Annotated in this window: 16 protein-coding genes; 4 read left to right on the top strand and 12 right to left on the bottom strand. The window is 36.9% G+C overall.

Annotation, left to right across the window (positions count from 1 at the left end; all coding sequences use genetic code 11):
- Nucleotides 1-232: 232 nt before the first annotated feature.
- From rseP to pdhA, 3 genes are all read right to left on the bottom strand, one after another.
- Entirely contained in the window at nt 233-1,567 is a 1,335-nt protein-coding gene (gene rseP, locus BC781_RS19850; RefSeq protein WP_109621155.1) for an RIP metalloprotease RseP, read from the bottom strand.
- 118 nt (nt 1,568-1,685) lie between these two features.
- On the bottom strand, nt 1,686-2,840 hold the full coding sequence (locus BC781_RS19845; protein ID WP_109621153.1) for a 1-deoxy-D-xylulose-5-phosphate reductoisomerase: 1,155 nt from the start codon (nt 2,838-2,840) through the stop codon (nt 1,686-1,688).
- A 333-nt stretch (nt 2,841-3,173) separates the two neighbouring features.
- Complete coding sequence (gene pdhA, locus BC781_RS19840; RefSeq protein ID WP_109621151.1) at nt 3,174-4,190, bottom strand: pyruvate dehydrogenase (acetyl-transferring) E1 component subunit alpha; 1,017 nt, start codon at nt 4,188-4,190, stop codon at nt 3,174-3,176.
- 330 nt (nt 4,191-4,520) lie between these two features.
- Here pdhA and BC781_RS19835 point away from each other — a divergent pair, with 330 nt between their 5' ends.
- Entirely contained in the window at nt 4,521-5,192 is a 672-nt protein-coding gene (locus BC781_RS19835; protein ID WP_109621149.1) for a 2-C-methyl-D-erythritol 4-phosphate cytidylyltransferase, read from the top strand.
- A gap of 81 nt (nt 5,193-5,273) precedes the next feature.
- Here the strand turns inward: BC781_RS19835 and BC781_RS19830 are convergent, their stop codons facing one another.
- Together BC781_RS19830 and BC781_RS19825 are read right to left on the bottom strand one after the other, a co-directional pair.
- The gene (locus BC781_RS19830; RefSeq protein ID WP_109621147.1) at nt 5,274-6,572 is read right to left on the bottom strand and encodes a metal-dependent hydrolase family protein; all 1,299 of its coding nucleotides are present in this window, start codon (nt 6,570-6,572) and stop codon (nt 5,274-5,276) included.
- A gap of 61 nt (nt 6,573-6,633) precedes the next feature.
- Complete coding sequence (locus tag BC781_RS19825; RefSeq protein ID WP_211323896.1) at nt 6,634-8,226, bottom strand: sensor histidine kinase; 1,593 nt, start codon at nt 8,224-8,226, stop codon at nt 6,634-6,636.
- A 380-nt stretch (nt 8,227-8,606) separates the two neighbouring features.
- Between BC781_RS19825 and sdaAA the strand changes: the two genes are divergently transcribed.
- On the top strand, nt 8,607-9,506 hold the full coding sequence (gene sdaAA, locus BC781_RS19820) for an L-serine ammonia-lyase, iron-sulfur-dependent, subunit alpha (RefSeq protein WP_109621142.1): 900 nt from the start codon (nt 8,607-8,609) through the stop codon (nt 9,504-9,506).
- A gap of 82 nt (nt 9,507-9,588) precedes the next feature.
- Here the strand turns inward: sdaAA and BC781_RS19815 are convergent, their stop codons facing one another.
- From BC781_RS19815 to BC781_RS19800, 4 genes are all read right to left on the bottom strand, one after another.
- Complete coding sequence (locus BC781_RS19815; protein WP_109621140.1) at nt 9,589-9,939, bottom strand: rhodanese-like domain-containing protein; 351 nt, start codon at nt 9,937-9,939, stop codon at nt 9,589-9,591.
- A 31-nt stretch (nt 9,940-9,970) separates the two neighbouring features.
- Nucleotides 9,971-11,662: a lytic transglycosylase domain-containing protein gene (locus tag BC781_RS19810; RefSeq protein ID WP_158281535.1), complete on the bottom strand. Its 1,692-nt coding sequence runs from the start codon at nt 11,660-11,662 to the stop codon at nt 9,971-9,973.
- Between the two features lie 164 nt (nt 11,663-11,826).
- Entirely contained in the window at nt 11,827-13,251 is a 1,425-nt protein-coding gene (gene gatA / locus BC781_RS19805) for an Asp-tRNA(Asn)/Glu-tRNA(Gln) amidotransferase subunit GatA (protein ID WP_109621136.1), read from the bottom strand.
- A gap of 273 nt (nt 13,252-13,524) precedes the next feature.
- Complete coding sequence (locus tag BC781_RS19800) at nt 13,525-13,740, bottom strand: Sec-independent protein translocase subunit TatA/TatB (protein ID WP_109621134.1); 216 nt, start codon at nt 13,738-13,740, stop codon at nt 13,525-13,527.
- A 262-nt stretch (nt 13,741-14,002) separates the two neighbouring features.
- Between BC781_RS19800 and BC781_RS19790 the strand changes: the two genes are divergently transcribed.
- Together BC781_RS19790 and BC781_RS19785 are read left to right on the top strand one after the other, a co-directional pair.
- Nucleotides 14,003-15,505 (top strand): NAD(P)H-hydrate dehydratase, encoded by a 1,503-nt coding sequence (locus tag BC781_RS19790; protein WP_109621129.1) that lies wholly within the window; start codon nt 14,003-14,005, stop codon nt 15,503-15,505.
- A gap of 120 nt (nt 15,506-15,625) precedes the next feature.
- A complete protein-coding gene (locus tag BC781_RS19785; RefSeq protein ID WP_109621127.1) occupies nt 15,626-16,135 on the top strand; it encodes a PEGA domain-containing protein in 510 nt (169 codons plus the stop codon).
- A 55-nt stretch (nt 16,136-16,190) separates the two neighbouring features.
- Here the strand turns inward: BC781_RS19785 and BC781_RS19780 are convergent, their stop codons facing one another.
- The 3 genes from BC781_RS19780 to BC781_RS19770 form a co-directional block, all read right to left on the bottom strand.
- On the bottom strand, nt 16,191-17,795 hold the full coding sequence (locus tag BC781_RS19780; RefSeq protein WP_109621125.1) for an aminopeptidase P family protein: 1,605 nt from the start codon (nt 17,793-17,795) through the stop codon (nt 16,191-16,193).
- 69 nt (nt 17,796-17,864) lie between these two features.
- The gene (locus tag BC781_RS19775; protein WP_109621123.1) at nt 17,865-18,881 is read right to left on the bottom strand and encodes an AI-2E family transporter; all 1,017 of its coding nucleotides are present in this window, start codon (nt 18,879-18,881) and stop codon (nt 17,865-17,867) included.
- Nucleotides 18,882-18,941: 60 nt separating this feature from the next.
- Complete coding sequence (locus BC781_RS19770; protein ID WP_109621122.1) at nt 18,942-21,077, bottom strand: caspase family protein; 2,136 nt, start codon at nt 21,075-21,077, stop codon at nt 18,942-18,944.
- Between the last annotated feature and the right edge of the window lie 28 nt (nt 21,078-21,105).

Genomic DNA, 21,105 nt, shown 5'->3' with positions numbered 1-21,105 from the left:
CAAATATAATAGAGGTTTTGACCTTATAAAAGTCTAGTCCTCATTGTTAAATATTTTATTAACATTTTTTCTATAACCCGTTCGAAAATAGCTCGGATTATACTTCATAAATGCTTGTCTTTTCAAAAATTATAGAATACACGCTTTCATTTAAAGCACAAAAAAGAGCTTATTCTCCCTTTCTTTTAAAAGATAGAACAAGCTCTTTTTGTTTTCTGTTTCGGAAAATAATCTATTTACCTATAAAACTCACAATCAGATTATAGATGTCATTTCCGAAGACAAATACCATCAAGGTTAATAAAATAACCATTCCAATTCTTTGTGCTACTCCTAAGAATTGATCTGTTGGCTTTCTTCCAGAAATCATTTCGTATAATAAGAATACAACATGACCACCATCAAGTGCTGGAATTGGAAGTAGGTTCATAAATGCCAAGACCATTGAAAGCATACCTGTCAATGTCCAGAAACGCATCCAATCCCAAATGCCACCATACATTTGAGCAATACCAACAGGCCCTGAAAGACTTTTCTGAGGAGACACATCTCCTTTAAGCATTCTGCTGAAAGCCTTCACTTGAGAAGTAATGATCCCGAAAGCTCTCTCTGTACCAATCACCATTGCAGTTCCTAAGCTATAATCTCTTCTTTCATAGTTGATTTCTAGCTGTGGCATAAAACCTAGTGTTCCTGCTGGTTGAACGTGTGCAGGCAAATCAAGTACTTCTCCTTCTCTTTCAACTTTTAAAGTAACATCCTTATCTGCAAACTTTGAAAGTGCTGATTTCAAGTCATGGAAATAAACCGTTGAGATTGAGTTTACACCCAAAATTTTATCACCTGCCTCAAGCCCTGCTGCTGACGCACTTGAATTTGGCATTACTTCTTTGATATGGAATTGTACCAAAGGTTGAATGAAAATTTTATCTTGATTCTCTCTGTCACTCAATTCATCCAAGAATGTTGAAGGAACTTCCAAAGTCATTTCTTTTCCGTCTCTTTCAACTGTATAAGTACATTTCTCAGAAAGAATTGCATTCATATCTGTGGCATCCGAAAAGTAAACAACGTCTTTATCATTTACTTTCAGAATTTTATCTCCTGTCTGAAGACCAATTTTCTCTCCTAACTCACCTACGTAAACACCATCTTTGTTTACTTCTTCCATTGTGAGAAGTGTTTCTCCTTGTGAGTAAGTAAGGAAACCAAAAATAACCATACCTGTCAGTACATTCATTATGATACCGCCAAGCATTACGATCAGACGTTGCCATGCGGGCTTTGAGCGGAATTCATAAGGTTTTGGCTCAGATGCTAGTTGTTCATCGTCCAAAGACTCATCTACCATTCCTGAGATTTTCACAAAGCCTCCGAGCGGCGTTGCTCCTAATGAATATTCTGTTTCACCCCAAGTAAAACTGAATACCTTTGGAGGAAAACCGATGGAAAACTTCTCCACTCGCATGCCAAACATCTTTGCTGCCAACATGTGACCGAGTTCGTGTAATCCGACTAATATTGAAAGCCCCAAAATAAGTTGGGCAGCCATCACAATTCCTTCCATAATTTTTATAAGTTCATCACCTCTTCTTGGAGAGGCTCTTGCTAATTTTTTGTTTTTTATTCTTCAAACCAAATTGAAGAAAACAGCTAATTGATAAGTGTTTGTGCTTCTGTTGTGATTATAAGCTCAACTCCGTCGCAATTCGTCTTGCTTCTTCGTCTGTAGCCACATAATCTTCATAAGAAGGATTTTGTATAAAACTCGTCTTTTCCATACAAGCCTCGTTGACTTCTGCCAAAGCCAAGAAGTCTATTTCATCTCTCAAGAAACGAGCAACAGCTATTTCATTTGCTGCATTCAAAATACAAGGCATATTTCCACCTTTATCTAGCGCAGCAAACGCAAGATGTAAATTTCTAAAGGTATTTGTATCTGGTTTCTCAAAAGTAAGGCTCGGATAATGCGTAAAGTCAAACCTTTCAAAAGAAGATTTCAATCTTTGTGGATATCCGAGTGCGTATTGAATTGGAAGCTTCATATCTGGCAAGCCCATCTGTGCTTTGATACTTCCATCTTCAAACTGAACCATTGAGTGAATTATGGATTGAGGGTGAACAATTACATCAATCTGATCTGCATTAAGATCAAACAACCACTTAGCTTCTATAACTTCCAAACCTTTGTTCATAAGAGATGCCGAATCAATCGTGATTTTAGCTCCCATATCCCAGTTCGGGTGTTTTAGTGCTTGTTCTTTAGTTACGCCTAAAAGCTGATCTTTTGTTCTGCCTCTGAAAGGACCTCCTGAGGCGGTCAGGATAATTTTCTCAATTGGGTTTTGTTCTTCGCCAGTCAAACATTGATAAATAGCTGAATGCTCTGAGTCTACGGGATGAATATGCACTCCGTGTTCTCTCGCCATTTGCATGATGATTTCACCGGCGACAACCAATGTTTCTTTATTGGCTAAGGCAATATCTTTTTTTGCTTCAATAGCTGCAATTGTTGGTTTTAACCCAACATAGCCCACTAAAGCTGTCAATACAATATCAACTCGATCATCTTGAACTACTTCAGACAATGCATCATTCCCTGCCAATACTTCAATGTCAAAAGACGCTAAAGCTTCCTTTACCTCTGCATATTTATTTTCGTTGCCAATAACTACTTTTCTTGGCTTGAATTCCTTGCTTTGTTCTATAAGTAAAGCGGCATTGTTACCTGCTGTAAGTACCTCTACTCTGAAGCGATCTGCTTGCTCTGCTATCACTTCCAATGTTTGCGTACCGATAGACCCTGTTGCACCTAGTATCGCAATACCTTTCTGCTCCATAAATTCTTGCTTTTTGCACCTACCGATGCTTCGACTTATTTATTAAGATGAAAAAGTTTTCACTATGTTGTTTTTAAACTCAGAATTGAGCCTTTTGTCTACTTCCTACAAAATTAGTCCTTTCCTGCTTTTTTTAAAGTCTTCAAACATTTCTTATTGACTATTAAGAAATACTTACTTCAAAAACCCTTAGGAAACAGAAATAGATCGTCAAGAAACCTTTTTTCAGTTCCAAGATTTAAACGCCTCTCTGTTTACTTTGTTCAATAAAAAAAGCTGACACCAAACTAATGGTGTCAGCTTTATATATTTTAAAAGATGAAGCAGAGAAAATTATTTAGTCTCCAAGAAAGGATAATTTTCTTCTACATAAACATCTTTATAGATCTCACCTGCATCTGGGTATGGAGACTCTTCAGCAAATTTCACTGACTCCATTACTCTTGCTTTAAGACTCTTATCCAATTGTTTCAACTCATCTTCAGTAGCATATTCTTTCTCCAAGATGATTTGTTTTACTTGCTCGATTGGATCTTGCTTCTTGTATTCAGCAACTTCTTCTTTCGTTCTATATTTCTGAGGGTCAGACATTGAGTGACCTTTGTAACGGTAAGTTCTGAATTCCAAGAAATAAGGACCTTTCCCTTCTCTTACATATGCAGCAGCTTCCTCAACAGCAATGTGTACTTCTTGTACATCCATACCGTTTACTGGTCTTGAAGGAATATCATAAGCAGCACCCAATTGATACAATTCAGTTACGTTTGACGTTCTAGCAACTGAAGTACCCATTGCATAACCGTTGTTCTCTACTACAAAGATTACAGGAAGTTTCCATGTCATCGCCATGTTGAACGCCTCGTGCATTGCACCTTGACGAATTGCACCATCACCAAAGTAACAGATACAAAGTTTTCCTGTTTTGTTATATTTTTCACCAAAAGCAAGACCTGCTCCTAAAGGAATTTGTCCACCAACAATACCGTGTCCACCTACGAAGCCAACTTCTTTGTCAAAGATGTGCATAGAACCACCTTTACCTTTCGAACAACCAGTTGCTTTACCGTAAAGCTCAGCCATTACAGCATCTGGGTTAGTACCTAGTGCAAGTGGGTGTGCGTGGTCACGATAAGCTGTGATGTACTTATCACCTTCCTCAAGCGCTGAAACAGCACCAGCAGCACAAGCTTCTTGTCCGATATACAAGTGACAGAAACCTTTGATCTTTTGCTGACCATATAACTGTCCACACTTTTCTTCAAAACGACGGATAAGGAGCATATCCTCATACCACTTCATGTAGGTCTCTTTCGAGAAAGTTCTTTCTTTTGTTACTTGTTCAGTTGACATATTTCGTATAGTTTTTCAGCAGTTTAGAAGCTGCTTATTTTCGTTTTCTATCTGTCTTTAGTGCTATTGAAGGTTGTAATCTATGATTATTCCAACTATAACCAGTCAAAATAACTAAGTCACCGTAAAATTGTTTAAGCTAAAGTCTTTCGAACAAACAAGCTTTTTCTCAATAACATTAAAAACTTTATTAATTTCGTTTTAGGCGTAAATGTGCTAAGATTTTGTATAAAATACAATATTTGTTAATCGATTCTGATGCACATGATCTCACGCAAAACATCATTCATCAAAAGAGAGTAAACCAGACTCACTTAGACTATAACACAAATGAGCCAATCAAAATTTGCCATTATAGTAGCCGGAGGAATAGGTAGCCGCATGAAAAGCACTGTACCTAAGCAATTTATAGACTTAGACGGCAAACCAATTCTGATGTATACCCTTGAGAAGTTTTATACAACGGTTGAAGATATTAAGATCATTCTTACTCTACCAGAAGAGGAAATAAAGACATGGGAAAATTTGTGTGAAAAGCATAATTTTCAAATTCCTCATCAAGTTCGTAAAGGTGGAGAAACGCGTTTTCATTCTGTGAAAAATGGTTTGAATGCTATTGAAAAAAAAATAGGTTTAGTAGCTGTTCATGATGGCGTAAGACCATTTGTAAATCCAGATGTCATTTTAACTTCTTATCAAGTAGCAGAGACAAATGGTGCCGCAATTACGGCTGTTGCACTAAAGGATTCTATCCGAAAAGTAGATGGGAATAATTCTTTTGCTCAAGACCGTAGCATTTTCCGTTTGGTACAAACCCCACAAACTTTTCAAGTTGAATTACTCAAAAAGGCTTATGAACAAGAGTTTGTAAACACCTTTACCGACGATGCTAGTGTTGTGGAGGCAATGGGGCAAAAAGTAGAGTTGATTGATGGAAATTATGAAAACATCAAAATTACAACGCCAGAAGATTTACTTGTGGCTAAAGCTTTTCTGAAATAAGTCACTTCTACTATTCAGACATAAAAAAATAACCATTCCAGCAGATGGCTTGGAATGGTTATTTTCTTCATAGTCTCAAAACTATTCCACAAACTGTGGCTTTTTATATATCTCCCCATCTTTCATCACAAAGACGATATTTTCCATTACTGAAATATCTTCCAAAGGGTCTCCTTCTACAGCCACAATATCCGCTAACTTACCTTCTTCAATAGAACCTAGCTCATCTTCAATTCTCAAAAGACTCGCAGCACCCATTGTTGCTGACTTGATGGTTTCCATAGCTGGCATACCTGCTTCTACCATATAACCAAACTCTTTTCCATTTAACCCATGAGGAAACACTCCAGCGTCTGTACCAAAGGCTATTTTCACGCCTCTTTTATAAGCTCTTGAAAAAGTATCTTGAATCTTAGGACCGATCTCTAAAGCTTTTGGAACGACTATTTTTGGGTAAAAGCCCATTATTTTCCCTTTGTTAGTCACCTCTTTCCCTGCCGTAATTGTCGGGACATAATATGTTCCTTTTTCTTTCATCAATTCCATCACTTCATCGGTCATATAAGTCCCATGTTCTATAGAATTGATTCCAGCATCTACAGCTCTTCTCATTCCTTCTGTTCCATGCGCATGAGCAGCTGTCACCATTTCATAATCATTAGCCACTTCTACAATTGCCTTCAGTTCCTCCATATTAAACTGTGGTGCTTTACTAGATTTTGCCACACTCAATACTCCTCCTGTTGCTGTAATTTTGATTACATCGGCTCCATTTTTATAACGTTGACGCACAGCTTTGCGAGCTTCATCAGCCCCATTGATTACACCTTCTTTTGGTCCTGGGTCTCCCATCAAAGCTGCTTTTGCTCCATTTGTAGGATCTGCATGTCCCCCTGTTGTCGCAATCGATTTACCAGCACTAAAAACTCTCGGTCCTTTAACCAAACCACCATCAATCGCTTTACGCAACGATGTATTTACACCTGTTCCCCCCAAATCTCTTACGGTTGTAAAACCTGCCATCAATGTTTTTTCTGCATTTACAACTGAGAAAAAAGCAATATCTGCTTCGTTTTTAGTGTAACGATTCAAATAGGCTGCTTTATTGAATTCCATTTCTAAATGAACATGCATATCCATTAGTCCTGGCATAACCGTATTGCTCGAAAGGTCAACTACTTTTACTGAATCTGGAGCATCTACAAAACCATTCTTGATTTCTTTCAAACGGTTTCCATCAACAATCAGGGTAACTTCATTTCTGACTTTATCTGATTTTCCATCTATCAGTTTCCCGCAAAAAATATAAGTTTCTTGAGCGAGTGCTTGATATGAAAAAAGTGAGAGTAAGCATACTCCCAATAATCGAATTGGTAACATAAGTTCTTGGTTTATTATAAAAAGTCATAGAAAAGCTACAATTAAAAAATGGCAAAGACAACTAGCCTCTTTGGTAAGGGAGTCTGATTTTAAAAGTCGTTCCTTCTCCCTCAACACTCTCTACCCTAATTGCCCCTCTATGAGATTGCAGGTACTCCTTTGCGATCACTAGCCCAAGTCCTGTCCCTTTATAGTTTTTGGTATTTTCTCCTCTAAAAAAAGGTGTAAAAAGTTTAGTAATATCTTCTTTATTAATTCCGATTCCATGATCGATGATAAAGGCATTCAAATAGTTTGTATGATACTCTACCTTTATTTTTGGACTGGCACAGTGGGGTGGGGTATACTTTATCGCATTAGAAAGTAGGTTCCCAAAGACATGCCCCATTATTTTTTCATCAAATGAGAAAGTCTTTTCTTCACCAATTTGGTCTAATAGAATTGTTTTATCTCCTTTTATCAGAGGATTGTACTTAGTAACTAAATTTGTTATAAATACAGAAAAAGATTGTTCAGTACACTGAGGTTCCAATTGAGGATTTTCTTCTAATGACCTAAAGAATAAAATATCGTCAACCATTTCATTCATGTAAAGAACTGTATCTACAACACGGTTAGTTAACTTTTGCGTTTTAGGCGATTCAATCTCCTGCTTTCTCATGTATAACTGTAAAAGCTCAGTTGAAGATTGAATGACTGTAAGCGGTGTTCTAAATTGATGAGACACCGTAGAGATTAGGTTTGTTTTTAAAGCATTTAATTGTTTTTCTTTTGCCAGTGCTTCAACCAAATGTGTTTGATATGTCAGTCTTTCTGTAATATCTTGAGCGATTCCATCAATACCTAAGATTTCACCATTTATACCTTTCCTCACATTTTGCTGAACCTTAAGTACACTAACTCCTTTCTCATTTTTCTGGCTTTTTACTTTAAAGTTTAGTGTTACCGTATCCGTAGTTCCTTTCAAAAGTCGATTTCGTGTATGAATCCACCTCAATACTTCTTCATCTTCAGAGATGATTTCATCCATTGTTTTTACTTCATCATAACCTAATACTGTAAAGTAAGATGGACTTACATAACTCAGTTTGCCATCTGTGTTTTCACTAAAAAGAAAATAATCTTCCTTGATTGATTTGATTAGTTGTTCGTACTTGGTAGTCTGAATGTAAAGTTGCTTGTTGTTCTCATTGATCTTCTCACTCTGAGAGTCTATTTGATTTGTGATATAAACTAATAATACCCCAATGTGAGTCATCACAAGAAAAATGAGCACAAACTTTAATATCTCAAAAATACCTCCTGCAGTAGTCATTGCAGTAAGCATGAATACATTATTTAAGGCAACAGCTATAATCAAATAGGTTATTAGGCCTGCTACTACAAATAATTTCTGAGTACGATTACGGATAATGAAGATGAGGGCAATCAAAGAAACGATCATTGAAGCGACTCCCCCTTGTATACTTCCAACAATACCCGACCAAGAATAGATAAAGCTAAAAAGTGGAATAAACCAGAGGGTATAAAGGCCTATTCTAAAAGTGTATTCGGAGAACAGCAATACAAAACTGACACATTGAAAAATAATGATCAGCGTATTCAGTGTACTTAGCTCTACTTTGAGATATATGGTAGAAATCCCTACAAACATCCACCACATAATTAAAACCACTATAGTCGTAAAAAGAGCCACGTGATCTTTCAGTGATAGATTTAATAGGTTTTTAGCCTTCGATATAGGATTTACAGAGCTCAGTGACACCAAGTTAGAGTATAAAAGATTGACCAATCAAGATAATAGCATCTTTCACACTCTAGGGGTAATTTCTATAAAATAGGGTATTGAAGTTTTAATCATTCTATTTCCTCTCAATTCTACACTAAAACACACTATTAACTTTCAAGTAATATTATTCTATGTCAATAGCATAGCTTTTCATTCCTTATCAAGAAAAATAGTTTTTTTATCCTAAATTCGAAGCAACATTGAGATAAACACAAACATCAACACATTATAACTAAGTAAATAGTATGGCTATTTTATTTGATTCATTTATTGAATGGAAAACCTACTGTGAGGAAAAACAACGTGAGCTATTTAAACCTGTTGTAGCCTATGAAATGGTCGAGAAAGAAGCTAGTCAAGAAGACATTCTTGCTGGTTTAGCAAAAGCTTACTCGGTCATGAAAGATGCAGTAAAAACAGGACTCACAGATGATATGACTTCTGTATCTGGAATGGTACAAAATTCAGGTAAAAAAGTATACAACAGTCCCATCACTGTTTTATCACCCGAATTCCAAAAATTAATTGCTAGAGCTCTTGCGGCCAAAGAAGTAAACTCTTGTATGGGACGTGTAGTAGCTGCCCCCACTGCTGGTGCTTCTGGTATAATGCCAGGCGTACTTGTCACGCTACAAGAATTACATAATCTTCCCGATGAAAAAATGCACGAAGCCTTATTAGTTGCTGCTGGTATTGCATTGATTATGGAGAAAAAATCAGGCATTGCAGGTGCAGTAGGTGGTTGCCAAGCCGAAACAGGAACTGCAGCGGCAATGTCTGCTGGAGCCATTGTTTATGCTTTGGGCGGAAACATTGACCAAGTTTTCAATGCAGTTGCAATTACCGTACAGTGTATGCTTGGTTTGGTATGTGACCCTGTGGCCGGCCTTGTGGAAGTACCTTGTATTGTCAGAAATGCAAGTGCTGCTGCTATTGCCAACTCTTCTGCTCAAATTGCATTGGCTAGTGTAGATGCCATCATTCCTGTAGATGAATGTGTAGATGCCATGGGAGAAGTTGGCGCAAGTATGGAAGATCGTTACAAAGAAACTGCACTTGGAGGGTTAGCGGCTACTCCTACGGGAAAAGCCATTTCAAAGAGAGTCTTAATCTCAGATATTGATATTCTAGACTCAGACCATTAATTTTCATCGGTCTGATAAAAAAGAAAAAGGTACAATCCGTTTTACACAGATTGTACCTTTTTTATATCCAAAAACTTAAAATTTAGACTGTTTTCCCATCGTATTGAGAAATACCACCTTTCAAGTTATAAATGTTTTTGTATCCTAGTTGTACTAGTTTTCTGCAAGCTTTGCGTCCTCTACTTCCCGATTGACAGTAAACATAAACTGGTTTTTCGTGATCGAAATGAGCTAATTTAGTATCAAAATCAGGATGTTGGATATCTACATTAAGTGCTTGGTGGATCTTCTGATCTTTAAACTCAAATGCACTACGGACATCCAAAATCATCTTTTTTTGCCCATCTTTCAAAGCCGCCTCAAATTCATCTGAAGTTAGTTCAGTGAAGCCTGTTGTTCCCCCTCCGAAAAGGTTCTTGATAAAATCTAACATTGCTATTTATATAATACTCTTTATGCTAATTCTATTTGACTTTAAGTTTTTGCCCTAGGCTCAACTTATCAGACTTCAAGTTATTCAACTTTTTCAATTGAGACACGGTTGTGGCATATTTCTTTGCGATACTCCAAAGAGAATCCCCTGACTTCACAGTATGCATATTCGCTGAAGATGCAGATGCTTTTGAAGTTGAATTAGAAGTATTGCTCGATTTGGCAGTGGTACTTCCTTTAGAAACCTTCAACTTTTGTCCCGGACGAATTTTACTGCTCGTCAAACCATTTGCTGACTTCAATTGCTCGATAGTCATTCCGTAAGCTTTCGCAATTACATATAAAGATTCTCCCGATTTTACTGTATGTGTTCCATTCGTACTTACTGATACAGGTTTTGGTTTTGAAGATGTAGAAGAAGATGAACTAGCTGTTTTTGCCTTTGAAGGAGTATATCCTCTACCGTAGATTCTTAATTTCTGACCGATACGGATCATACTACCACTCAAACCGTTCCAATCCTTGATTTGCCAGATTTTCACCCCGTACATACGAGCAATCTTACCAAGGTTGTCTCCACTTCTAACTCTGTGGTAGAACATTCCTTCGCCATCCAATTCTCTGCTACCTGTGTATTTTACATTTTTCAGAATTGAGGCTCTGTTTTCTTCAAAGTTTTCAACTCTTGCCGCAGGAATATTCAATGCATAGTTCTTTGCTGATTTCGGGACAAACTTCAAACGAAGCTCAGGATTCAGCAAATACAAATCTTCTTTACAAACCTTGATTTCTGAAGCTAATTTTGACAAATCAACCGACTGACTGACAAATATTTCAGCTGCAGGAATTTCATAGTTCGGATTATCTTGGAATAAGTTATGTTCTTCTGTGTAATTCAAAACATAAAGCATAGCCACAAACTGAGGTAAATACCCTCTTGTTTCTCTTGGCAACTTGTGATAAATATCCCAGAAATGGAATTTACCAGTTCTACGCTGTGCTTTTCTAATATTTCCAGGTCCACAGTTATAAGCTGCAATCGCCAACTCCCAATCACCAAAGTAATCATGAAGATACTTCAAGTATTTGGCAGCTGCTCTTGTAGACTTTTCTGGGTCCATTCTTTCGTCTACGTAGTAATTCATCTTTAAGCCATAACTTCTACCTGTTGCAGGCATAAACTGCCACAAACCTTTTGCCCCAACACGAGACAAGGCCACAGGCTTAAGTGCAGACTCAATAATGGATAAATATTTCAACTCTTCCGGAACACCTACTTCATTTAAGATTCGTTCGAAAGTTGGGAAATACATATTTGTACGCTGCATAATTTCAAGCGTATATCCTCTTTTCTTCACCGAAAAATAATCGATGAACATTCTAACATTGTTGTTGAATGTTAGCGGAATATCGCCTTCTACAGCTTTCAAACGCTCTTCTAAAACTTCATTGGAAACTCTAGGAATATATCCATCATTTCTGATGAAATCATCGAGAATAATTGCTTTATCTGGATCAAAACCCAAGTCGGCATATTCATCCCAACCCGGAGCCGATGTAGCAGCTTCCACTACTTCATCTTCCGACATCGGAAAAACATACCCCTCGGGAGCCTGAACAGTATAGACACTGTCTTCCCAACTATAATCTTGTGCATAAACTGCAGCTTCTCCCCCAACTACTAATAGTAGGATTACTAAAAAGGCTTTTTTGATTGAACTCATATTAGTCCTTGTTAAGACCCGGATCATACAATAATTTTTTGTTTCTGGACAATGCAAAAACAGGCTTGTCTTTCAATTTATCCATTGTATTTCCTTTTATTCACATAAAAAAAAGGTAGCCCTACATATGTAAGGCTACCCCTTTTCCCTCTACATTACTTTCATTAGAGTTCTGAAAGGTATTTTGAGAAAGCCAACATTTTTTCTTCCTCAAACTTATTAGCCATTACTTGCAAACCAATTGGCAGACCTGTAGCATCTACTCCGTTAGGAATAGAAATAGCAGGCATTCCTACCACATTTGCTTGAACAGTATAAATATCTCCCAGATACATTTCCAATACATTCTCCTCTGTGTAATCTCCAATTTTGGCTGGAGGTGTAGAAGTTGTTGGCATTAAAAGGAAATCGTAATCTTCAAATATTTTCTCAGTAGCCTCCTTTATCAGTCGACGTACTTTTTGTGCTTTTGTAAAATAAGCATCATAGTAACTTGCACTAAGTACGAAGGTTCCTAACATGATCCTTCTTTGTACTTCGCGTCCAAATCCTTCTGATCTTGATTGCTTATAAAGACTTTCAAGGTCTACGGATTTATCACTTCGATAGCCATAATGTACCCCATCAAAACGAGCAAGATTGGTACTTGCTTCAGCCGTTGTAAGGATATAATAAGTAGGCAATAAATATTCCAACAGTGGAAAATCTACAGCTACTACTTCATGCCCTTGGGCTTTAAGTGCTTCAATCTTGGCTTTTGTATTTGCTTTGATATCTGCATTTAAGTGCTCACTTTCTACCGTTTCTTTGATGTAAGCTACTTTCAATTTCTTTCCTTCTTCAAGGGTAAGATTCTGCGAATAGGCAGGTACGCCTTTTCTAGAAACTGTAGCATCAAATTCATCTTCTCCTGCGATTACTTCTAGCACCAATGCCGCATCTGCTACATTTTTAGAAAGAATCCCAATGGTATCAAAGGATGATGCGTATGCAATAAGTCCCCAACGAGAAATACGTGAATAGGTTGGCTTTAATCCTACAACACCCGTAAATGCTGCAGGCTGTCTTACGGAACCTCCGGTATCAGAACCTAAAGAAATTTGACACAAATCTGCTGAAACAGCTACCGCTGAAGCTCCCGAAGAACCACCCGGTACACGCTCATTATCAACATTATTTAGTGTTGGACCAAAAGATGAACTTTCATTGGTTGAACCCATTGCAAATTCATCACAATTTTGACGTCCTATAATTACCGCATCTTCTGCCAACAAGCGTTCGATAGCTGTAGCTGAAAACTGCGACTCAAAACCTTCCAAAATCTGACTTGCTGCCTGTACTCCATGATCTTTATGACAGATCACATCTTTAATCCCCACTACCAGACCTGCTAGTTTCCCAGCAGTGCCATCGGCAATTTTCTGATCTACCAACGCAGCAGCAGCCAAAGCTTCATCTGTATAAACTTCAAGGAAAGCATTCAAATGTTTGCTTTCCTCAATTTTTTGCAGATGATAATCCACTAATTTCTTGACTGTAGTCTCTTGCTTAGAGAGCGCTTCACGAATTTCTTTATATGAACCGTACACCTGATTCTATTTGATCTTTTCCAACTGAAAGGTCTTTTGCCTAATTATTTTGCAATAAAACCTCAAAATATTTTCACAACTCTAATTAAAGTCTTTTTCAAAAAAAGGACAAGGATAAGCTTATTTAGTTAAGATAAGAACCTAAACATTGTCATTTTAATAATAAAACAGCCAAAAATTAGAGATTTCTAAAACATTAGAATCGAACTCAGAAACTCGTAAAAAGAAAGGAGCATCAGTTAAGACTTTTCATCATAGCTGATACTCTTTCATTTATTCTTTTGGCTTAGAGTCATCTTTTTTCAAACCGCCTTCCAACTCTTGATTAAGTTGGTCTTTTGCGTCTTTGAATTCTCGGATACCTCTACCAAGTCCTCTAGCTAGCTCTGGGATTCGCTTAGCACCAAACAACAAAAGGATGGCTAAAAAGATTAATACCATTTCCCATCCGCCTGGCATTCCGAACAATAGAATTGACAAAACTTCCATCTTTATCTTTGTTTATTAGTAATTTATCCAAAAATAAGTTTTTAAAATCGAATGGTCAAAGAGATCACCATAAACGATCTTAATGAACTGCATATTTCTCTATTTCTACTTCAAAATAAGGTGGAATGTTCTCAGATTCCTAAATTTATTTTGAACTTCCTTGATGAAGTAGGTATATCGGTGACTTTTATTTTTTTACTACTTCACCCAATGTTTCTTTTTCCAATTCTGTTGCCATCTATACTCACTAACGGATTGAGCTATGAAAATTATTAATGCTGAACAAACCAGACAACTCGATCAATACACCATCGAAAATGAACCTATCGCTTCTATTGACTTAATGGAAAGAGCCTCTCTCCGATTTAGTGAATGGTTTTCCAATAAATTTTCTAGTCAAAAGACCATCAAAATATTTGCTGGGATGGGAAATAATGGAGGTGATGGTTTAGCTGTGGCTCGAATGCTTTATCAGAACAGGTATAAAGTAGAAGTTTATATCATAAAATACAGCGATACAGGCAGTATTGATTTTCATAAGAATGAGAAAAGATTAAGCAAACTGCCCATTAAAATCATTCGGCTTGATGAAAATAGTAAACACCCAGAATTAGGAGAGCAAGATATTATTATAGATGCCATTTTCGGCTCTGGACTTAATAGACCAATCAGAGGTTTTACGGCATGTCTTATTCAGCACCTCAATGACTCTGCTGCTCTTAAAGTATCCATTGACATTCCTTCTGGCTTATTCTGTGACAACTTCAATGCTGATGAAAATATCTTCCGTGCTGATCATACCTTAAGTTTTCAATTTCCGAAACTATCTTTCATGTTACCCCAAAACCATGTTTATGTAGGTGAATGGGCTATAAAAGATATCGGATTACACAAAGAAAAGATTGAACACCTACCAACATCTTTCTTTTTCATTGATCAAGACTATATTTCTAGCATTCTGAAAACACGAAAAAAGTTTGATCATAAGGGTACTTATGGTCATGCACTTTTAGTGGGAGGAAGCTATGGTAAAATTGGAGCAGTAGTTTTAGCCACAAAAGCTGCTCTCCGAAGTGGAGCTGGGCTTATAAGCGCACGTGTTCCTAGTTTCGGATATACAATTCTTCAAAGCAATGTACCCGAAGCGATGTGTATCACTGAACAAAATGAAGATGAAAATACACATCCGCCTTTTGACTCTTTTAGTAGTATCGGAATTGGACCTGGGATGGGAACTGATGCAAATGCGCAAAGTCTTTTCATTAGTATCCTTCAGCAAATTAACTTTCCGATAGTAGTAGATGCAGATGCTATAAACCTGATTGGTAAATACCCTGCCTTGATGGACTTAGTTCCTAAAGGCTCAATTCTCACTCCCCATCCTAAAGAGTTTGAACGATTGACTTCGGGAAAATACCACAACCAATATGAAAGATTGGAAGTACAAAGAGAATTTGCCAAAGAATACGAAGTAACAGTACTAGTAAAAGGTGCTCATTCCTCTATTGCTCTTCCTTCGGGGGAAGTCTATTTCAACTCTACAGGGAATTCTGGAATGGCTACAGGGGGAAGCGGAGATGTTCTAACGGGAATTATTACTGGGCTTTTAGCGCAATCTTACCGCCCAGAATATGCGACTATATTAGGTGTTTACCTTCATGGTCTTGCAGGTGATTTTGCTGCAAAAGAAAAAAGTGAAACAGCTATGATTGCTTCTGATATTATCAATAATCTGGGAGAGGCATACAAAACTATACTTAGCTAGTGAGCACAGGTATAACATTTTGTATTTAAACAAGTTTTCTTTTACTTTTAAGAATATTGTTTAATAACTATCCTTAGAAATACTTTACTGTATTTATGGGGCTTTTAATTTTTATTCTAAATGAAAACAAGACTTTTTTATTCTCTACTAGTACTTTTCTTACTAACAGGCTGTGCTTCAATTGTTCATGGACCTTCGCAATTGGTTAACTTCAGTAGTCAACCATCAGGTGCTAAAATTTTTATTGATGGAAAAGAATACGGACAAACACCTAGTACTGTTTCTCTAAAAAGAATGGGACGTTTGAAAGGTGAAGCATCTACCAAACAATCTTATAATGTAAAAGTAGAACTAGAAGGTTTCTATCCTTATGAGGTTATCATCAAAAGAGAAATGGACGGATGGTTTTTAGGTAACATTCTTTTTGGAGGACTTGTTGGAATTATTATCGACGCTGCAAGTGGTGCAATGTATAAATTAACTCCAGATCAAGTTATTGCTCAACTTGGTACAAAAAGTCCTGCGACTGTAATGAATAGCAAAAACAATGAGCAAATTTTCTTTGCTGTTACGCTTACTCCTGATCCTACTTGGGAGAAAATTGGTCAGCTAGAAGTTAGTGCTCAATAAATCATCATTTCAAAAAACAAGAGGTTATAGACTCATCTATAACCTCTTGTTTTTTTTAGATTTTTGGAAGAATAAACTGACTAAGTATACTCTCTTTTTTCATCAAAGCTTCAATCTCTTTTACTGTTCTTGGAGCATCTGCAGATAGGTTTTCAACACCTTCATTTGTAATCAGAATATCATCTTCAATTCTCACTGCAATATCCCACCATTTTTCATCACAAGGACTTCCTTTCGGAATGTAAATACCAGGCTCTACGGTGATAATCATGTTATGCTGAAACTCGCCATAATTACTTTTGTCATGCACATCTAAACCAATATGATGTGAGGTACCATGTGGAAAGTATTTGCGATAATCTTTTTCGTTTTCGATAATTCCCAACTCCAAAAGCCCTTCTTTTATAACTTTCGCAGCAGCTTTGTTTGGACTGCCAAATTCGGCACCAACTCTACAAGCAGCTATTCCTTCCTCTTGAGCTTTTAGAACTAGCTCATAAATTTGTTTTTGCTCTTTACTGAATTTACCATTTACAGGAATTGTACGAGTCACATCAGCAGTATATCCTCTAAATTGAGCGCCCAAGTCCATCAAGATCAACTCGCCATCTTCAATTTGTTGTTTCTTATTGTCAATGTAATGCAATACACAACCATTATGTCCTGCCCCAACAATTGAAGGATAACCTTCATACTCCGCTCCGTATTTTTTGAATACAAACTCATGAATTCCTTGAACTTCTCTTTCTGAAATACTTGGATTCATCGCTTTCATAACTTCCTCTTGCCCAACTGTAGAAATACGAACAGCTTTACGAAGCAACTGTACTTCAGCTTCAGTTTTAACTTCTCTCAATGCTGCCATTCTCTGTTCCAGACCTAAAATATCAAATCTGTGATCTGGTAATTTTGAAGCAATTTTAAGCCTATTCTCTTCGTCTTTTTCTACCACATACTCTTTCAAATAAGGATCTAGTTTGAGTAAAGGCATTTTATCCATTTGCTTGGCTATAACTTGGGCTACATTCGCAGAATTTTCAATATCCGTGCTTCTAATCATCTGATATAGATGAGCACTCACCTTATTCAAAAATTTTGGAATTGAAGCCTTGCTTTTGAACTGCTCAATCAGACTAAATAAATCACCATTGTCTCTAACGTTATCTCTTACGTCATTGTGAAAAGCATAAAAATATAGGCGATCAAAATTGTCAAAGTTCAATTCAAAGGCTTCGAAGTCTGTATTCGCAAAGACATTCTCAAAACCTAATGCTGTTTTTGTACCTTCAATACCCAAGCGCTCGCCTGTCCACATTTCGTAGAGTTCATTTTTAGGCTGAACAAATAGTAGTTCATCAAAAGTAACCCCTGTAGGTGAAGTCTGTGTTTCTGAGAAAATTAATAAGACAGCATGCGGCTCTCTGTAGCCCGTCAAGTAATAAAAATCAGGATCTTGGTGGTATATAAAATCTACATCATTGGCTCTATTTCTTATCGGATTTGCAAAAAGTACAGCTACTGAATTTTCTTCCATAGAAGTCCTAAAAGCTTCTCTCCTCGACTTGTGAAAATCCTTATCCAAATAACCTTCAGCATCAAATTGAGCAAAAACTGAGAATGATAAAAAGCTCATCATTCCTATAAATAAAAGTATCCGCATAGTAATTGAATTGTGTAAAATGGTTTTTAGCTCTTCTAAAAAATATACAGAATCATTACACCCTAAAAATTAGGATTCCATAAAGAGAGCAATCTTTTTTCCTCCCTCTATATTTTCCAGTAAGATTTTGGTAAGTACCAAAAGAGGCACTGCCAAGAAAAGGCCTGTAACCCCTAAGATTTCATTCCAAAATACAAGACCAAACAAAATCGTAAGTGTATTGATTGAAAGTTGTTTATCTAGGAAAATAGGTTCAAGTATATTTCCAAAAATGAATTGGACTACACCTAAAAGTGCTCCATAAATAATGAGAGGAGTTGGCTCTAAATAAAGGAAACCGAAACATACAGGAATAATTGTGGCTATCACAGAACCGAAGGTAGGAATGAAATTGAGGCAGAAAGCTAAGAATCCCCAAAACATAGCTGAGCTTATACCAAAAGAAGAACAGATAATCCAGAAGCAGAAACCTGTTCCTAAACTAATCAATACTTTCACTCGGATATAAACCGAAAATGACTCTTTAATCTTGATGAAGACATCAAACCATTTTGTGCTATCCTCGCCATTACCAAACCTTTTTAGATATTTTTTATAGGATAAAAGTCCACTAGAAATCAGTAAGAGGTAAAAGAAAAATGTGAATGAACCTCCTAAAAAAGAAGCAGCACCTGAAAGTACAGGAGTGAGCATTTCACTGATTTTTTCTGGATTTATAAATTCTGAGAAAAAGCCATCCAAATCTCCTACACTAAATCCAAGGGAATTTACCTTTTCCAGAAACATTTCAGATATCTGTTCTTTGTCTGCATAAATCTCCATGACAGAGCTTCGGATCATGGCTGTGATCCCCCCTAAAAGAAGAAATACAACAGTCACTACAGCAAAAAGTGCTAAGTACTTTGGTATTTTTTTGTCCACTAAAAACTGTAAAGCAGGATACAGTAATAGTGCTATAAAAGAAGATAAAATAAGTGGAGTCACAAGGCTCGATAACGCATAGAGAAGATAATGAATCCCTGCCACTAAAAATACTACTAAAATCCGCCTAATCGACTTTACATCATTTTCCATGGAGTTTGCCATATTTGATTATTTTTTTGAGGAAACACACAGACGGAAATTAGTAAAATATTTGACAGCAATCTATTTCGAGATAAAAATAAAGTCGCTGCCTGGTGCATTATCTCCAAATTCACCTGTGCGAGGCTGAGGCTCTAATCGCTCGGTATAATTCAATAATTCACCCATCGTTAAAATCCTGTCGTCTCCTCCATAATTTCGGAGTGCTTCCAAAAACTTTCGAGCAAATGGCGAATGATGTCCGGGTCTACCATCGGGAACATATTCTTTTCCTCCCGAAGTAAGGTAGCGTCTAGTCTTGAATTGAAGCTTTCTGTCTACGAAATCTTGCTTAGAAATTTCATCATATAAATTTCCTCTTGAAGAAGCGATTGTAGGATCAAATGTTCCTCCGAAACAGGCATCAATAGCTAAGAAAATATGTTCGCAAGGGATGTTATTGATTACGGTTCGAAGACTCGAATGTGAAACATAAGTCGTTTTTCCTTCATCATGAATCAAGGAGTTTTTACCAACAATATATCCTTCTTGGAATATCGGATCATACTGCCCATGTCCTGCAATAAAAATGAAAAGCTGATCGTAGAAATTGTATTTTTTAGAAGCGAACTTTCGGAGTGCACTCATGATTTGTGCTGTAGTCGGATTTTTTACGAAGTTGACTTCAAAACCATAGTTTTCTTCTAGCTCTTTCGAAATTGTTTCTGCATCGTTTACAGGATTCACCAAATTATTCCACTGGTCATACTCGTCAGTAGCAATGACAAGTGCATAATCTTTTCTTGGAGGTGGAGCCATAATGTCAAAATCATCTCCGAAGTCAAAGCTTTCTTCTTCTACTTCGGGCTTTATCTTAGACTTTACGCTCGAACTTCTGTGATAGTCTTTCAACTCAAATCTACTTTGTTCATTCATTGCTAGAGCAGACTCAAATTGAATAACATCTCCTTGTCTGTAAGAGAAAGTATCATCAAAACTTGGCAATTGTAAGTCTGCAGATACGAATGCGGGTTTTTCTGTTCCGAAAGTAAAAATTGGAGTTTTACACTGAATATTTTTGAATTCTTTGTCAAAAGTCTCAGCCTTATCCAATGGTACTTTTACATAGAATGGTTGAAAACCTTCATACGTAATCTGGAAAACTTGACGATCTGGGTCGTACTCATTATTCACTTTCGACCAATTGATTCGAGCATTTGCAATTTTCTGAGCAATTTCTCGAACATAGTATTCTGTTTGCTCTAAAATGCTCGCACTATTCACTCTCTTTCTGTAAGCTGAAGAAGGTTCAAATTTTCCTCGTTGCTGCCAAGCTCTCATTTTCTCCGTCACATAATCTTCTACCAATGCTTTTGGCGAAAGGAAAAGCATATCATTTTCGGGTAAAAGTGCTATTGAAATATTTCGTTTTCCATCAATTTCTTTTTCCTTAAAAATTGTACCTGCAAACTCAGACATACTCCACGATCTTACATTTTCAGAAATGAAATTTACAGGCGTTGCTTCTTCCCAACTCCCATCTTTCAATCGCTGACTAACCATCCACTGTGAACCTTCTTTATTTTCTAAAAGGAAAAATAAGGATTTGCCATTGTAATGGATTTTAGGTTCTGAAGCACTTCCGTTATTGATGTGAGCGGGTAACTTTTGAGCATCACCCCAACTTCCATCTTCATTTTTTCTAGCCGTCCAAATCGAATATTTTGGTTTTCCTCCTCTGACAGGTTTAAATCTCACAAAATACAAATCCATTCCATCAGCCGATAAGGAAGGTGATTTTTCGTAAAGCTCAGTGTTAATCGTCTTATTCTTAATTTGTCTTGGGCGTACCCATTTCTGATCTTCTGTTCGTTCAGCCACATACAGATCAGCACTTTCGGATTCATCAAAAAGCCAAGCACTAAAAAAGAGTTGTCGACCATCGGCACTCAAAGACGGAGTGTATATTTCATCCATTTCTGTAGCTATGCCATCCAAAAACTTAAGACGCTTAGGCTCTGACCACTGCCACGCACTATCTTTCCTAGATTCATAAAAATAACTCCAACCATCTCTGTAAGACTGAAAAACTAAGGTTTTCCCATCTGCTGAAATTGCAGGCGTAATGTCATAAGAAGAAGAATTCCAGACTTGTGCAAAGCTGAAATGTGCAGAGAAAAATAAGCTTATGCCTAAAAGGCTAGATATAATTTTGTGCATAGCTGAACGAAATATGACTCTAACAAAT

It is taken from the genome of Sediminitomix flava (genome assembly GCF_003149185.1).
GTDB lineage: Bacteria > Bacteroidota > Bacteroidia > Cytophagales > Flammeovirgaceae > Sediminitomix > Sediminitomix flava.
This window is presented reverse-complemented; position numbering and strand designations above follow the sequence as displayed.

What these genes read in the sequence shown, in the direction of transcription:
- rseP (WP_109621155.1), bottom strand. Translation starts at nt 1,567, where the DNA reads ATGGAAGGAATTGTGATGGCTGCCCAACTTATTTTGGGGCTTTCAATA.
- BC781_RS19845 (WP_109621153.1), bottom strand. Translation starts at nt 2,840, where the DNA reads ATGGAGCAGAAAGGTATTGCGATACTAGGTGCAACAGGGTCTATCGGT.
- pdhA (WP_109621151.1), bottom strand. Translation starts at nt 4,190, where the DNA reads ATGTCAACTGAACAAGTAACAAAAGAAAGAACTTTCTCGAAAGAGACC.
- BC781_RS19835 (WP_109621149.1), top strand. Translation starts at nt 4,521, where the DNA reads ATGAGCCAATCAAAATTTGCCATTATAGTAGCCGGAGGAATAGGTAGC.
- BC781_RS19830 (WP_109621147.1), bottom strand. Translation starts at nt 6,572, where the DNA reads ATGTTACCAATTCGATTATTGGGAGTATGCTTACTCTCACTTTTTTCA.
- BC781_RS19825 (WP_211323896.1), bottom strand. Translation starts at nt 8,226, where the DNA reads ATGTTTGTAGGGATTTCTACCATATATCTCAAAGTAGAGCTAAGTACA.
- sdaAA (WP_109621142.1), top strand. Translation starts at nt 8,607, where the DNA reads ATGGCTATTTTATTTGATTCATTTATTGAATGGAAAACCTACTGTGAG.
- BC781_RS19815 (WP_109621140.1), bottom strand. Translation starts at nt 9,939, where the DNA reads ATGTTAGATTTTATCAAGAACCTTTTCGGAGGGGGAACAACAGGCTTC.
- BC781_RS19810 (WP_158281535.1), bottom strand. Translation starts at nt 11,662, where the DNA reads ATGAGTTCAATCAAAAAAGCCTTTTTAGTAATCCTACTATTAGTAGTT.
- BC781_RS19800 (WP_109621134.1), bottom strand. Translation starts at nt 13,740, where the DNA reads ATGGAAGTTTTGTCAATTCTATTGTTCGGAATGCCAGGCGGATGGGAA.
- BC781_RS19790 (WP_109621129.1), top strand. Translation starts at nt 14,003, where the DNA reads ATGAAAATTATTAATGCTGAACAAACCAGACAACTCGATCAATACACC.
- BC781_RS19785 (WP_109621127.1), top strand. Translation starts at nt 15,626, where the DNA reads ATGAAAACAAGACTTTTTTATTCTCTACTAGTACTTTTCTTACTAACA.
- BC781_RS19780 (WP_109621125.1), bottom strand. Translation starts at nt 17,795, where the DNA reads ATGCGGATACTTTTATTTATAGGAATGATGAGCTTTTTATCATTCTCA.
- BC781_RS19775 (WP_109621123.1), bottom strand. Translation starts at nt 18,881, where the DNA reads ATGGCAAACTCCATGGAAAATGATGTAAAGTCGATTAGGCGGATTTTA.
- BC781_RS19770 (WP_109621122.1), bottom strand. Translation starts at nt 21,077, where the DNA reads ATGCACAAAATTATATCTAGCCTTTTAGGCATAAGCTTATTTTTCTCT.